Here is a 13,899-nt window from a genome sequence, read left to right as displayed (position 1 = left end):
AGCCCGACGCTCATGACTCTACTAGCGTCCGAGATACCGCGCCCGCTTGCTTCGCCTCTCATCCAGAGACCAAACCGCCGGCCGCGTATCCCTTCTCCACTTCAACTCACTTGTCCAAGATCCGCGCCCTTCCGAGAGCTCTCGCCCCCTCCAGAGCCGCATCCGCCCGTCGCGCCTTCCCCTTCCAGGGCCGGCCCGCCAGGGCAGAAACGTCGATGTAATCCTTCCGACTTCCCAGTGCAACCGGATTTTCATCCGCCGCTCTGTCCGACCCGCCGTTTCGCTTTCGCTCACCGCCGCGTCGCCGTCGGTGAGGCGGGTTATAGGGAGGTCGCGGAGCCCTGTCAAACGCTTTGTGACGAAAATTTTTCGGACAGCATCTCCACCTCGCGAAGGGCCATCCCACGCAAGGCAGAGGGGCTCGGACCATCATCGGTCCGGGCGGTTCCGCCCGTCCCGACAGCCCTGAGATGGGGATTCGCGCGGGCGCGCGCAAGGGGGCCAGGACGGGATTTGGAGCGGGCGGGGCCGGTTGACCTGATTCCGCCGCTCCCGCATCTTCGGCCGACGATTCAGGCGCGCCCCGGCCAAGCGGGCGGCCTCCCCACCGCCCCCTGGAGACCGACCCATTGCGAATCGCGCCGATCGGAGTCCTGTCGTTTCTCGCCTTGGCCGGTCTCGGGGCCGGCGCCGTCCTGCTCCTCCCCGAATCGCCGCATCGGGCCGACGCCGCCACGGGCAGCCCGGCCCCGACACTCCCATCGGATCTGCGCGACCAGATTGCCTATGACGTCCTGATTCCCGCCCCGGAGGAGCCGGCGGACTGGATGCTCTCGGCCGTTGCCGAGGGTCTGAGCCGGCCGCTGGACCGCAGCGGCACCGAGCGTCAGGTGCTGGAGGTGGCCGAGGGCGACACGCTGACCGGCCTGCTGACCGAGGCCGGAGTCGCCGAGGACGAGGCCCATGCCGCCGTCTCCGCCCTCGACGGCCTCTACGACCCCACACGACTGCGAATCGGCCAGCCGATCACCGTGACCTTCGACCGCAGCGGCGGCGAGCGCGTGCTGAAGGCGGTCAGCCTGATGCCGGAGGTCGACCGCACCCTCACCGCCCGCCGCGCACCGGACGGCGGCTTCCGCAGCAGCGAGGCCGAGCGGGTGCTGGAGACCCGGCCGGTCGGCATCCAAGGCGAGATCGAATCGAGCCTCTACGCCGACGCGACCGCGGCCGGGGTGCCTGATGCGGTGGTGCTGGGGCTGCTGAAGACCTGGGCCTATTCGGTCGACTTCCAGCGCGACCTGCAGCCGGGCGACCGATTCGCCGTGCTGTTCAGCCAGGACCACAACCCGGACGGCAGCGTCGCCCGGCTCGGCTCCGTCGAGATGGCGCGGCTCGAGCTCGGCGACAAGACGCTGACCATGTACCGGTTCGAGAGCCGCGACGGCACGGTCGACTACTACGACCGCGACGGCACCAGCGTGCGCCGCCTGCTGTTGCGCACCCCGGTCGACGGGGCGCGGCTGACTTCCCGATTCGGCGCCCGGCGCCACCCGGTGCTGGGCTACACGCGGATGCATCGTGGCGTCGATTTCGGCGCGCCCAGCGGCACCCCGATCTACGCCGCCGGCGACGGCACGGTGGAGCTGATCGCCACCCAGCGCGGCTATGGCCGCGTCATCCGGCTGCGGCACAACGGCAAGCTGTCGACCGCCTATGCCCATCTGAGCCGCTTCGCCAGGCTGAAGAAGGGCGCGCGGGTCAAGCAGGGCGACGTGATCGGCTATGTCGGCTCCAGCGGCATGGCGACCGGGCCGCATCTGCACTACGAGGTGCTGGTGAACGGCAGTCAGGTCAATCCGCTGAGCGTCGACCTGCCGACCGGCACCACGCTGGCGGGCCGCGACCTGGCCGCGTTCAAGCGCCGGGTCGAGGCGATCGACCGGCAGTTCCGGCGGCTGACCGAGGAGGCGCCGGTGGCCGCCATCGGCCGGGTCGACGGCTAGGAGCCGGCGAATCGCAGCGCCAGGCCGGCTCCGGGCAGCGGCGGCACCACCACCCCGTTCGGATGCCGGGCATGGTCGACCTGGCCGGCCCGCAGCGCCGATTCGCAGGCATCGAGGTCGCGCGTCGCGATATGCAGCATCGGCTCGGCGCCGACGCCGAGGGTGAAGCCGCCGATCGCGACCGAGTCGCCCTCCCGCCGTGCCCCGTCCAGCGCCGCCCAGGCGGCCAGGGCCGGGTCCGCGAGCGGCGCCGGCAGGTCGAGCCGGGTAAGGCCGGCGGCGCCGTTGGCGTGGCGCTCCCACTCCGGCCGGCGCAACAGCTCCGGCGTCCGGTGCTCGGTGGCGAAGAGCGACAGGCCGAAGGCGTCGCGCCGGGCCGGATAGGCCAGCCGGAAGGAGGGCTGCACCGGCCCCTCCGGCAGATCGAGCAGCCGGGCCAGGTCGCGCGCCGGCTCGGCCCCCGCCCCGGCTTCGGCGAAGGCCGCGGCCGCCGAATCGGCCGATTTGGTCGCGAGGGAGATGCCGAGCAGCCCCTCCCCGTCCCGCGCCAGGCGTTCGCCGAGGCCGTTGTCGAACTGCGTCGGGTCGAGCACGCCGAGCAGCTCGATGTAGTCGGCCTGCAGCATGATGCAGTAATTCGCCGTGCCCCAGCCGATGTGGCGGCCGCGCGGCGTCAGGGTGAAGCCGAGCCGGCGCCAGGTGTCGCGCGCCGCATCCAGCGCCGCCACCGCCAGGATGACGTGGTCGAGCCCGGTGATCGCCGGCATCAGAACCCTCCGTGCTCGGCCAGATAGGCCTCCTCCTCCGGCGTGGTGATCCGCCCGAGGATGAGGTTGCGGTGCGGGAAGCGGCCGAAGCGCTCGATCACCGCGAGATGCCGCCGCGCGTAGTCGACATATTCCGGGTCGCTGAGGCCGGCCGCCTGCAGCTCCACACTGCGGCGCTGGTCGGCGAGGTCCTCGCTGTGCTCGAAGGGCAAATAGAGGAACAGCCGGTGGTCTTCGGTCAGGGACGGGTCGCGGTCGAAGCCCTGCTCGACCGCGGCCTTCGCCGTGGCCAGCGCCTTGGGATCGGTGGCGAAGGCGCGCGGCGTGCCGCGGTACAGGTTGCGCGGGAACTGGTCGAGCAGGATGCACAGCGCCACGGCGCCGAGCGGCGACGCCGCCCAGTCGTCGTGCCGCCCGGCCGCGGCCTCCTCATGCACGGCCAGGAAGCGGGCGCGGATCTCGGCGTCGAAACCGGCATCGCCGGAGAACCAGCGCTCCTTGCCGGACTGCTCGAACCAGAAGCTGAGGACGTCGCGCGCGGCGACGGCAAGCGGGGTCATGCCGGGCAGGCTCCATAGCCGATGATGTCGTCGAACAGGGCGTGCAGCGGGTCCTCGGCCAGATCGACCCCGCCCCGCGGGTCGAGCCGGGCGGCGAATCGGCGGGCCATCAGCGCCTTGCGCCGGTCGCCCGCGGCGAGGTCGGCCGCCGCCTCCTCCAGCATCAGCGCCGCGGCCAGCAGCTCCGCCGCCGGATGCATCAGCCGGCGGGCCAGCCGCGGCCCGTCCTCCGGCCGCGCCCGCAGATGGGCGAAGCCGGCTCGGCAGCCGTCGAGCACCGGGCGCAGCCGGGCCGCGATGTCCTGCAGCGCCGCGGGCGCGGCGTCGAGGATGCCGGAGACCCGGTCCAGGAAGGCGCGGTCGCCCGGCAGCTTGCCGATGGCGGCGCGCAGGAATTCCAGCGCCTGGACATTGGCCGGCCCCTCCCACACCGCGGTGACCAGGGCGTCGCGGTAGAGCCGCGCCGTCGGCCATTCCTCGGTGTAGCCGTTGCCGCCGACGATCTCGACCGCCTGGGCCGCGGCCGCCGTCGCCTCTGCCGCGGTCCAGTATTTGGCCAGCGCCACGGCGGTGCGGCGCCATCCCTCGACCGCCGGGTCCTCGCCCGGCGCCTCGAAGGCCTCGGCCGCCTCGAAGGCCAAAGCCGCCGAGGGCTCCTGGGTCACAGCGAGGTCGAGCAGCGCATCGCGCATCATCGGCGTGGCGCGCAGCAGCGTGCCACCGACGCGGCGATGGCTGGTCCAGGCGAGCGATTCGAGGAGGGCGCGGCGATGGACGCCGGCGGCAGCGAAAGCATTGTGCACCCGGCTGTATTCCAGCGCCTCCAGCATCGCCTTCAGCCCGTGCGGCGGCGGCGCCACCTCGACCGCCCAGGCGCCGTCCAGAACGGTCTCGCCGGTGGCGAGGCCGCGGGTGCCGACCTTGTCCTTGAGGCGGCGGACATGCAGCCGGTTCGGCGTGCCGTCCGGCAGCGCCGAGGGCACCAGATAGCAGCCCAGGCCGCGCGCCCCATCCGGCGCCCCGCGCGGCCGGGCGGTGGCCAGCGCCGCCCCGGCGCCGGCGTTGCTGGTGAACCATTTCAGACCGGTCAGGCGCCAGGCGGCGCCGTCCGGCTCCGCCACCGTGGCGGTGGCGGCGACGTCGGTGCCGCCATGCAGCTCGGTCGCCCAGGTGCCGCCGGTCAGCGCCTGGCCGTCCATCCGGGTCAGCTGCGGCAGCCATTGGCTGCGCACCGGATCCGGCGCCAGCCGGTCGAGCACCCAGGCGACGGCGCCGGTCAGCGTCACCGGGCAGTGCAGCGAGACATCGGCCTGGGACAGCACGCCGCCCATGACGAAGGAGAGCAGATGCGGCGCCCGTTCCGGTCCGAAGGCCAGGCCGATGATACCGCGGCGATAGACCTCGGCATGGCAGGCGCGGTATTCGGCGTTCAGCACCACCCGGCCGGTGGCGCCGCCCGCCCCGTCATGGGTCTCGAGCCGCGGCGGAGCATGCCGGTTGGTGTAGTCGGCCTGCGCCTCCACCGCGTCGCCGACCCAGGCGCCGAACTCCGCCAGCTGGTCGCCGAAGCGCGGCAGCAGGTCCGGGCTGCGCCGGGCCAGGCGGCGCTGCAGGTCGCGGTCGGTGGTGAACAGGTTCAGGCCGCGGATGGCGGGCGGAAGCTCGATCGGTCGGGTCCGGTCCATGGCGGCGGCCTCCCAGCAGCGATGCCCCCAAAATAGCACGGGGCGCCCCCCGGCCGGATGACATGTCATCCGGCCAACCCAATAGAAAAGAGCGCGATTCACGTTTCAGGGGAAAGCGAAACCGCTTTCCCCTGAAACGATCGCGCTCTAGCGCCGCCCCGCAGGGAACATTCCGGCAAGAAAGACTCAGTGGGCGCTGGCCCAGACCTTGCGCTTCACCGAATAAAGCAGGCCGGCGAAGATGATCAGGAACAGGATCACCTTGACACCGGTGTGCTTGCGCTCCTCCATCGTCGGCTCGGCCGTCCACATCAGGAAGTTGGTGACGTCCCAGGCCATCTGCTCATGCGTGGCGTTGGTGCCGTCGGTGTAGGTGACGGCGCCGTCGGTCAGGATGTTCGGCATCGCCGTCACGTGACCGGGGAAATAGGTGTTGTAGTTCAGCCCGTCCGGGACCTGGAACCCTTCCGGCGCGTCGTGGAAGCCGGTGAGGAAGGCGAAGACGTAGTTCGGGCCGTCGGTCTCGCCGCCCGAGCCGCGCGCCTTCGCCATCAGCGACAGGTCGGGCGGCACCTTGCCGCCATTCGCCGCCGCCGCCGCCTTGTCGTTCGGGAACGGGTTGTGGAACCGGTCCGAGGGCAGCGCCGTGCGCTCGATCGGCTCGCCGGCATCGTTGGTGTCGGCGACCTTGTACTCGGCCGCGATCGCCTTGACCTCGTCCTCGCTGAAGCCCAGGCCGCTGAGGTCGCGGTAGGACATCAGATGCATCGAGTGGCAGGTCGAGCAGACCTCCTTGTAGACCTGGAAGCCGCGCTGGGCCGAGGCCCGGTCGAAGGTGCCGAAGAAGCCGCCGAACGACCAGTTCTGGGCCGGCGGCGCCGGCGGATGCTCCTCCTGCGCCCGGGCGGCCGGAAGATCGGCGCCGAGCGCGAGCCACAGGGCCGCGGCGGTGACGGCGGATCGCAGCATGATCTTGTCGAGGAGCGGCATGGTCACGCCTTCACCGTGTTCGTAGCGGCCGACGGCCCGAGGACGGATTCGCTGATGCTGCGCGGCAGCGGCAGCGGCCGTTCGATCTTGCCCAGGATCGGCAGGATCACCAGGAAGTGCAGGAAGTAATAGGCCATGCCGACCTGGCCGATCACCACCGGCAGCCCCTCCGGCGGCTGCGACCCGGCGTAGCCGAGGCCGATCACCGAGGCCACCAGCAGCCAGAAGCACCAGCGGTAGATCGGGCGGAACCGGGCACTGCGCACCCGGCTGGTGTCGAGCCAGGGCAGCACGAACAGGATGGCGATGGCGCCGAACATCGCGATCACGCCCAGCAGCTTCGCCGGGATGCCGAACAGGCTGAAGGTGATCGAGCGCAGGATCGCGTAGAACGGCAGGAAGTACCATTCCGGGACGATATGCGCCGGCGTCTGCAGCGGGTTCGCCTGGATGTAGTTGTCCGCATGCCCCATCAGGTTCGGCGCGAAGAACACGATGAAGGCATAGAAGATCAGGAACACGGCGATGCCGAAGCTGTCCTTGGCCGTGTAGTACGGGTGGAAGGGCAGCGTGTCCTGCGGCCCCTTCGGGTCGATGCCCGAGGGGTTGTTCGAGCCGGTGACGTGGAAGGCGCCGACATGGACGATGACGACGCCGAGGATCACGAAGGGCAGCAGGAAGTGCAGCGAGTAGAAGCGGTTCAGCGTCGGGTTGTCGACCGCGAAGCCGCCCCACAGCCAGGTGACGATGTTCTCGCCGACCAGCGGGATGGCCGAGAACAGGTTGGTGATGACAGTGGCGCCCCAGAAGCTCATCTGGCCCCAGGGCAGCACATAGCCCATGAAGGCGGTGGCCATCATCAGGAGGAAGATCAGCACGCCGAAGATCCACACCAGCTCGCGCGGCGACTTGTAGGAGCCGTAGTACAAGCCGCGGAAGATGTGGATGTAGACCGCGATGAAGAACATCGACGCGCCGTTGGCGTGGATGTAGCGCATCAGCCAGCCGTAATTGACGTCGCGCATGATGCGCTCGACCGACTGGAAGGCGTAGTCGACATGCGGCGTGTACTGCATCGACAGGAACAGGCCGGTGGCGATCATGATCACCAGCATCATCCCGGCGATGGCGCCGAAGTTCCAAAGATAGTTGAAGTTCCGCGGCGCCGGATACTCGCCGTACTCCTTGTACATCATGGAGAAGATCGGCAGCCGCGAGTCGATCCAGCGGATCGTCGGGCTCCGGAAGGTCGACGGTTGGGCCGATTCGTGGGCCATGGGGCAGTCTCCGGAACGAGCGGCTCAGCCGATCTTGATCTTGGTGTCGGCGGTGAAGCTATAGGTCGGCACGGCGAGGTTCGTCGGCGCCGGGCCCTGCCGGATGCGCCCGGAGGTGTCGTAGATCGAACCGTGGCAGGGGCAGAACCAGCCGCCGAAGGGGCCGCGATTCTCGCCCGGATTCTGGCCCAGCGGGATGCAGCCGAGATGGGTGCAGACGCCGACGACCACGAGCCATTCCGGCTTCTGCACACGGGCGGAGTCGGGCTGCGGGTCCGGCAGCTGGCTGAGCGGGACCTCCTCGGCGGCCTTGATCTGGTCCTCCGGCCGGTGGCGGATGAACACCGGGGTGCCGCGCCACTTCACCGTCAGGGACTGGCCGACCGCCACCGGCGCCAGGTCGACGTCGATCGTCGCCAGGGCCAGCACGTCCTTCGACGGGTTCATGCTGTCGATCAGGGGCCAGGCGACGCTGGCGACACCGACCGCGCCCACGGCGCCGGTCAGGAGATAGAGGAAATCGCGTCGGGTGCCCCCCTCCCCGGATGCGTGATCCCCGGTCGGCGTGTGGCTCGGGCCAGGTGTGCCCTGGAGGGTGGTATCCGACATTGTTTCAACGGTCCTTCTTGGTCGACCTTATTCTCCCGCGCCTCCCCGAAACTGGCTGGCTTCGGCCCGGGTTGACGCGCAATCCGGGCAGGAGGCGGCTTCGGTCTATACAATGCCATCCCGACCCTGGCAATTCGCTAAGAAACACCAGCGACGCAGCACCGCGGGCCCCATGCGACTCGTCCTCTACGAACCGGACATCCCCCAGAACGCCGGCACCATGATGCGGCTGGCCGCGGCGCTCGGCGTCGCCGTCGACCTGATCGAACCCTGCGGCTTCCTGGTCGACGACCGGCGGCTGCGCCGCGCGGCCATGGATTACGCGGATTTCCTCGATCTCACGCGCTGGACGAGCTGGCGGCGCTATGCCGAAACGGCCCATGCCGGGCGGCTGGTGCTGCTGACCACGAAGGCCGATCTGCCCTACACCCGCTTCGCCTTCGCCCCCGACGATCGGATCATGGTCGGGCGCGAGAGCGCCGGCGTGCCCGAGGCGGTGCATGATGCGGCGGATTCCCGCATCGTCATCCCGCTGCGGCCGGAGGCGCGCTCGATCAACGTCGCGACGGCGGCGGCGATGGTGCTGGGCGAGGCGATTCGCCAGACCGGAGCCCGCCCCTGATCCCCGCCCCTGCGGCGCGGATGGCCATTCCTGGGCTTCGCCCACCGTCCTATGGTGCCGGCGCTGCAACAAAGGTCCGCCGCATGAGTTCGACATCCGACCTGACCGAATCCCGCAAGGCGGAAGCCGCCGCCTGGTTCGCAACGCTGCGCGACCGGATCTGCGCTGCCTTCGAGGCGATCGAGGACGACTATGCCGGCCCCCTCTCCGACCGGCCGCCCGGCCGCTTCGAGCGCAAGGCCTGGGACAGGCCGGGCGGCGGCGGTGGCGTGATGTCGCTGATGCGCGGCCGGGTGTTCGAGAAGGTCGGCGTCAACATCTCGACCGTGCATGGCGAGTTCTCGGAGGCGTTCCGGGCGCAGATCCGCGGCGCCGAGGGCGACGGACGGTTCTGGGCCTCGGGCATCAGCCTGGTCGCACATCTGCAGAGCCCGCTGGTTCCGGCGGTGCACATGAACACGCGGCGGATCGAGACCTCGGTCGGCTGGTTCGGGGGCGGCGCCGATCTGACCCCGATGGTTCCGGACGAGGCCGACACGACCGAGTTCCACGCCGCGCTGCAGGCGGCCTGCGACCGCCACGACCCCGGCTATTACCCGCGCTTCAAGGAGTGGTGCGACAGATACTTCTTCCTGCCGCACCGGGACGAGCCGCGCGGCGTCGGCGGCCTCTTCTACGACAATCTCGACAGCGGCGACTGGGACGCCGACTTCGCCTTCACCCGCGATGTCGGCCTCGCCTTCCTCGACGTCTATCCGCGCATCGTCCGCCGCCACATGGACCGGCCCTGGACCGAGGAGCAGCGGGCGCACCAGCTGCGGCGTCGCGGCCGCTATGTCGAGTTCAACCTGCTGTACGACCGCGGCACCACCTTCGGGCTGAAGACCGGCGGCAACGCCGAGGCGATCCTGATGTCCCTCCCGCCGCTGGTCGCCTGGCCCTGATCCCTGATCAGCGCCCTCACCCTCGCCACCATGCGCGACCGCACCGGCAAGCCGATCGATTGAGCCCAGTGGCCCTTTGAGATCGACTCTTCGGTCCCCTCCCCGTCATGGCGAGCCCCGAAGGGGCGCGGCCATCCAGCGGCACCGACCTCTGGATGGCCGCGGCGCTCCTCGCCTCGCCATGACAGGTTGGTATTTCGTTCCGTCGGTACGAGGCTGTCGGATCGCCGCCCTCTCCTTCGTCCTCCGGTGGAACCCGGCGCACCAGGCGCCACCATCGACAGGAGGATGAGATGAGAAAAGTCATTGCCGCCACATTCCTGAGCCTGGACGGCGTGATGCAGGCCCCGGGCGGGCCGGAGGAGGACCCGACCGGCGGCTTCGCGTTCGGCGGCTGGGTGTTCCCCCACTGGGACGAGGTCACGGGCAAGGCGATCGACGAGACCTTCGGCTCGCCCTTCGACCTGCTGCTCGGCCGCAAGACCTACGAGATCTTCGCCGCCCACTGGCCGTATGTCGGCGAGGACGATTCGATCGGCAAGGTGTTCAACCGGGTCACCAAATATGTCGCCACCAGATCAGCCACGCCGCTGACCTGGCAGAACTCCGTGGCCCTGCGCGGCGACGCGGCGGATGCGGTGGCCGAGCTGAAGCGGCAGGACGGGCCGACCCTGCTGCTGCAGGGCAGCAGCGGGCTGATCCAGTCGCTGCTGGCGCGCGACCTGATCGACGAGTTCCGCCTGATGACCTTCCCGATCATTCTGGGCAAGGGCAAGCGCCTGTTCGGCCCGGGCGCCATCCCGGCCGGGCTGAAGCTGGTCGACAGCAAGGTCTCGACCACCGGGGTGGTCATCAGCACCTATATCCGCGCCGGCGAGGTGACGGCCGGATCCTTCGCCCAGGCCGAACCGAGCGAGGCCGAGCTGGCCCGGCGCGAGCGGATGAAGCGGGAAGGCTGAGGAGCCGCGGAGGCCGCGCAGCCGGCGGCCTCCGCAGCCTCCGGGGATCTAAGAGACCGTTTTGGAAATGCGCTGGCGTGAGTCGGCTGGCGGTGGTTTCGAGAACCGGAGCGCAGCGGACATGAAGGTCCGTGAGCACCGAAAGCGCAGAAACCGCCGTCAGACGGCCACGCCAGTAGCGTTTCCAAATGGTCTCTAAGCGGCCAGGGCGCCGGAGCGCTTCGCGGTCCAGGTCGCGATGTAGTCCATCAGCCCCGGCGAGAGGCAGTCATAGGGCGGCAGCCCCAGCTCCTTCAGCCGGGTCCGCACCCCGTCCATCAGGCTCGGGTCGACGCCCGATTCGATGATCGAGGACACGAAGGCGGCGAAGGTCGGCTCGGCGTAGCCACCCTGCTCGAACCGCTCCGGATGGATGAAGGACAGGCCCTTGAACGGGTGGTCGCGCTCGACCGGGCCGTACATGTGGACGCCGCATTGGCGGCAGGCATGCCGCTGGATCAGGGCGTTTGGATCGACCACCGCGAGCTTGTCGCCGTTCTCCAGCACCGTCACCTTGTCGCTCGGCACCACCGCCACGATCGAGAAGGCGGCGCCCTGCGGCTTCCAGCATTTGGTGCAGCCGCAGGCGTGGTTGTGGGCGACATCGCCTTCGATGCGGACCCTGACGGGGCGGTCGGTGCAGGCACAGACCAGCGTTCCGCCCTGGAAGCTGCCGGACCCGCGGCGCACGCCGCCGTCGACGACCGGGTGTATGGAAACTTGGCCGCTCATCGCGTTTCTCCCTTTGAGATTCGTTGGCCCCGGATGGTCGTTCCGGCGGAAGTGTCCGACATGTGCGGCGGAATCTCTATTGGACCCTGGGACGAGAAATGGTGCCAAGATCGGGCGTCAGCCCAGCCTGAGGAGAGCCATGTTCGACCCTTGTGAGCGCCGCCCGATCGGCCGTACCCCGCTGCGCGTGTCCCGCCTCGGCATCGGCGGCGGCAGCCTGTTCAGCTCGATCGGCGACGCCGCGGTGGCGGCCCTGGTCGACCATTGCTGGGAGCGCGGCCTGCGCCATTTCGACACCGCCGCGCTCTATGCCGGCGGGGTCAGCGAGGAGCGGTTCGGCACAGCGCTGGCGCAGCGGCCGCGCGACGAGCATGTGCTCTCGACCAAGGCCGGCCGCACCACCGAGGATGGCGAGAACCGCTTCGACTACACGCGGGACGGCTTGCTTCGCTCGGTCGAGCGCAGCCTGGCGCGACTGAAGCGCGACCGGCTGGACATCGTCTTCATCCACGACGTCACCCCCGACCTGCTCGGCGACGCCTACGACGCCCGCTTCGCCGAGGCGATGGACGGCGCCTATCCGGCGCTGGCGGAGCTGCGAGGCCAGGGCGTGGTCGGCGCCGTCGGCGTCGGGGTCGGCAGCTGGCAGGTGTGCCGGCGCTTCGCCGAGGCCGGCGAGTTCGACTGCATGATGCTGGCCGGCGGCTACACCCTGCTGAAGCAGGAGTCGGTGCCGTTCCTCGACCAGTGCCTGGCGCGGGGCATCTCGGTGCTGCTGGCGGCGCCGTTCAACACCGGCATCCTGGCGACCGGGGTCATCGAGGGTGCCCGTTACCAGTACAAGCCGGCCCCGCCCGAGATCCTGGAGCGGACGCGGCGGATCGAGGCGGTGTGCCGCCGCCACGACGTGCCGCTGCCGGCGGCGGCGCTGCAGTTCCCGTTGCGCCACCCGGCCGTGGTCAGCGTCGTCGTCGGCCACCAGTCGGCCGAGGAGGTCAACCGCAACATGGCCCTGCTGCGCCGGGACATTCCGGAGGCGTTCTGGGGCGAGCTGGCGGCAGAAGGGGTGGCAGCCGTTCAGCCGACGCCGTGACGATCCCAGGGCGGGACCTTTTCGGAACTCCCAACACGTCATTGCGAGCGCAGCGAAGCAATCCAGAGGCCGTTTGGCGTGGCCCCTGGATTGCTTCGTCGGCTTCGCCTCCTCGCAATGACGGCGAGGGACAGGTGTTTTGAAAAAGGTCCCAAGGCGGGACAGCTGGTAGCAGCCTGAGGCCGCGCGTGCCGGCTCGATCACGGCGATTCGCGGAAGGCTTCACCGCTTCCGTGCCACGAGGAACGGCCGCGCGTCCTTGCCGCGCGAGGCGTGGCGCCCGCGCTCGATGATCTCGAACCCCACCGCCGCGATCTCGCGCTCCAAGTCCTTCGCGCTGAGAAAGCTCACATAGGGCGCCTTGCCGACGAGCTGCATCAGGGGCAGGACGATATGCATCAGCGGGTTCGCCTCGCCGAGGCATGGCGTCTTGGAAATGAAGATCCCGCCCGGCTTCAGCAGCCGATGGACGCCCCTCAGGGCCGCCTCCCGCGCCGCCACCAGATGCAGGACGTTGAAGCCGAGAGCGGCGTCGAACGTCCCGTCCGGGCAAGGCATCGCGTCGGGCGTCGCGACCTCGAAGTCGGCATTGGCGCATCCTTCGGCTTCGGCCCTCTTGCGGGCGATCGCGATCATCTCGCCCGATATGTCGGTCGCGACGATGCGCCCGACGAAAGGCGCGAGCCTCAGCGCCGTCGTCCCCGTGCCGCACCCGAATTCGAAGACCGCATCGCCGCCTTTGAGATGGTGCCGCGTGCGCTCCAGCGTACGCTCGTAGCCCGCCCTATCTGCGATCGGACCGGCGGCGTATCTGCTCGCGCCCCGGTCCCAAAAGCGCGCATCATTGGCGAAGCGGAACATGGCGGCCTCCTATGGGCTCGTTTCGCATATGCGCAGGCATTCGAAATTGCTGATATCTGCACATTGAGACGCGTTCGTGACAGCCACCACCGTCATCGCGAGCCCCGCAGGGGCGTGGCAATCCAGGCCGGCCCGCCTCGTGCGGCAGGACTGGATTGCTTCGCTGCGCTCGCAATGACGGTTTGGGGAGCCACACCCTGCAACCCATCACCGTCATCGCGAGGCGCGCAGCGCCGTGGCGATCCAGCCTGCCGCCGCCCGCGCCAGCCCCAGGTCGGTCGCGTTAACACAGTGTGCAATTGCGTTAACTCGCGCACCTCGTTCATGATATGTTCCATGACAGAGGTGCCGCCCGATCTCGACATCCAGGCGTATTGCCGCGGCCTCGCGCTGCAGCAGGTCGAGATGCTCACGCGCCTGGCCGAGATCGGCATGCAGCTGGCCGAAGGCGCCGGCGCCCGCGCCCTCGCCGCCCAGACCGCACAGGCGGAACCCAAGGCGGACGAGGCCGAGGCCCAGCCGGCCCGGACCGAAGATCCCGGCCTGGACTTCGCCCGCTACGCCCATCTGGTGCGCCAGACCCTGGCCCAGCGCGCCCGCGCTGCCCGCGACCTCTGCGCCGACGACAAGGCCCGCACCGCCGCGCGCGAGGCCGGCCGCCCGGCCCGCCGCGACCGCCACCGCGACGAGGTCGAGCAGGTCCTGAAATGCATGATCTGGGACGAGGTCGAGGATCTCGACCGCTGCGAGGCCCTGTC

General features: G+C 69.8%; 14 protein-coding genes. 6 read left to right on the top strand and 8 right to left on the bottom strand.

The window, feature by feature from the left end:
- Nucleotides 1-629: 629 nt before the first annotated feature.
- Nucleotides 630-2,003 carry a peptidoglycan DD-metalloendopeptidase family protein gene (locus KXR53_RS35025; protein WP_437380250.1) on the top strand — a complete coding sequence of 458 codons (1,374 nt, stop codon included), beginning with the start codon at nt 630-632 and terminating at the stop codon, nt 2,001-2,003.
- Here KXR53_RS35025 and KXR53_RS35020 read toward each other — a convergent pair.
- From KXR53_RS35020 to petA, 6 genes are all read right to left on the bottom strand, one after another.
- The gene (locus tag KXR53_RS35020; RefSeq protein WP_437380249.1) at nt 2,000-2,770 is read right to left on the bottom strand and encodes a VOC family protein; all 771 of its coding nucleotides are present in this window, start codon (nt 2,768-2,770) and stop codon (nt 2,000-2,002) included. The genes KXR53_RS35025 and KXR53_RS35020 overlap by 4 nt on opposite strands.
- Nucleotides 2,770-3,330, bottom strand: a complete 561-nt coding sequence (locus tag KXR53_RS35015) for a DUF924 family protein (protein WP_437380248.1) — start codon at nt 3,328-3,330, stop codon at nt 2,770-2,772. Before KXR53_RS35015 ends, KXR53_RS35020 begins: the two co-directional genes overlap by 1 nt.
- Nucleotides 3,327-5,015 (bottom strand): acyl-CoA dehydrogenase family protein, encoded by a 1,689-nt coding sequence (locus tag KXR53_RS35010; protein WP_437380247.1) that lies wholly within the window; start codon nt 5,013-5,015, stop codon nt 3,327-3,329. Before KXR53_RS35010 ends, KXR53_RS35015 begins: the two co-directional genes overlap by 4 nt.
- A gap of 186 nt (nt 5,016-5,201) precedes the next feature.
- Nucleotides 5,202-6,005, bottom strand: coding sequence for a cytochrome c1 (locus KXR53_RS35005; RefSeq protein WP_437380251.1), 804 nt, complete (start codon nt 6,003-6,005; stop codon nt 5,202-5,204).
- 2 nt (nt 6,006-6,007) lie between these two features.
- Complete coding sequence (locus tag KXR53_RS35000; protein ID WP_437380246.1) at nt 6,008-7,282, bottom strand: cytochrome b; 1,275 nt, start codon at nt 7,280-7,282, stop codon at nt 6,008-6,010.
- 24 nt (nt 7,283-7,306) lie between these two features.
- Nucleotides 7,307-7,891 carry a ubiquinol-cytochrome c reductase iron-sulfur subunit gene (petA, locus tag KXR53_RS34995; protein ID WP_437380245.1) on the bottom strand — a complete coding sequence of 195 codons (585 nt, stop codon included), beginning with the start codon at nt 7,889-7,891 and terminating at the stop codon, nt 7,307-7,309.
- 172 nt (nt 7,892-8,063) lie between these two features.
- Here petA and KXR53_RS34990 point away from each other — a divergent pair, with 172 nt between their 5' ends.
- From KXR53_RS34990 to KXR53_RS34980, 3 genes are all read left to right on the top strand, one after another.
- On the top strand, nt 8,064-8,513 hold the full coding sequence (locus tag KXR53_RS34990) for a tRNA (cytidine(34)-2'-O)-methyltransferase (protein ID WP_437380244.1): 450 nt from the start codon (nt 8,064-8,066) through the stop codon (nt 8,511-8,513).
- 83 nt (nt 8,514-8,596) lie between these two features.
- Nucleotides 8,597-9,457, top strand: a complete 861-nt coding sequence (gene hemF, locus KXR53_RS34985) for an oxygen-dependent coproporphyrinogen oxidase (protein ID WP_437380243.1) — start codon at nt 8,597-8,599, stop codon at nt 9,455-9,457.
- 293 nt (nt 9,458-9,750) lie between these two features.
- On the top strand, nt 9,751-10,416 hold the full coding sequence (locus tag KXR53_RS34980; protein WP_437380242.1) for a dihydrofolate reductase family protein: 666 nt from the start codon (nt 9,751-9,753) through the stop codon (nt 10,414-10,416).
- Nucleotides 10,417-10,611: 195 nt separating this feature from the next.
- Here KXR53_RS34980 and gfa read toward each other — a convergent pair whose 3' ends face one another.
- Nucleotides 10,612-11,187 carry an S-(hydroxymethyl)glutathione synthase gene (gene gfa / locus KXR53_RS34975; protein ID WP_437380241.1) on the bottom strand — a complete coding sequence of 192 codons (576 nt, stop codon included), beginning with the start codon at nt 11,185-11,187 and terminating at the stop codon, nt 10,612-10,614.
- Between the two features lie 139 nt (nt 11,188-11,326).
- Here gfa and KXR53_RS34970 point away from each other — a divergent pair, with 139 nt between their 5' ends.
- Nucleotides 11,327-12,280 (top strand): aldo/keto reductase, encoded by a 954-nt coding sequence (locus tag KXR53_RS34970; RefSeq protein WP_437380240.1) that lies wholly within the window; start codon nt 11,327-11,329, stop codon nt 12,278-12,280.
- 222 nt (nt 12,281-12,502) lie between these two features.
- Here the strand turns inward: KXR53_RS34970 and KXR53_RS34965 are convergent, their stop codons facing one another.
- Nucleotides 12,503-13,141: a class I SAM-dependent methyltransferase gene (locus KXR53_RS34965; RefSeq protein WP_437380239.1), complete on the bottom strand. Its 639-nt coding sequence runs from the start codon at nt 13,139-13,141 to the stop codon at nt 12,503-12,505.
- 336 nt (nt 13,142-13,477) lie between these two features.
- On the opposite strand from KXR53_RS34965, the gene KXR53_RS34960 reads away from it, so the two are divergent.
- The coding region (locus KXR53_RS34960; protein WP_437380238.1) for a hypothetical protein at nt 13,478-13,899 on the top strand (422 nt) is incomplete at its 3' end.

Source organism: Inquilinus limosus (genome assembly GCF_051487185.1).
Lineage (GTDB): Bacteria > Pseudomonadota > Alphaproteobacteria > DSM-16000 > Inquilinaceae > Inquilinus > Inquilinus limosus_F.
The sequence above is the reverse complement of the archived record's forward strand: the minus strand, read 5'-3'. Positions and strand labels throughout refer to the sequence as shown.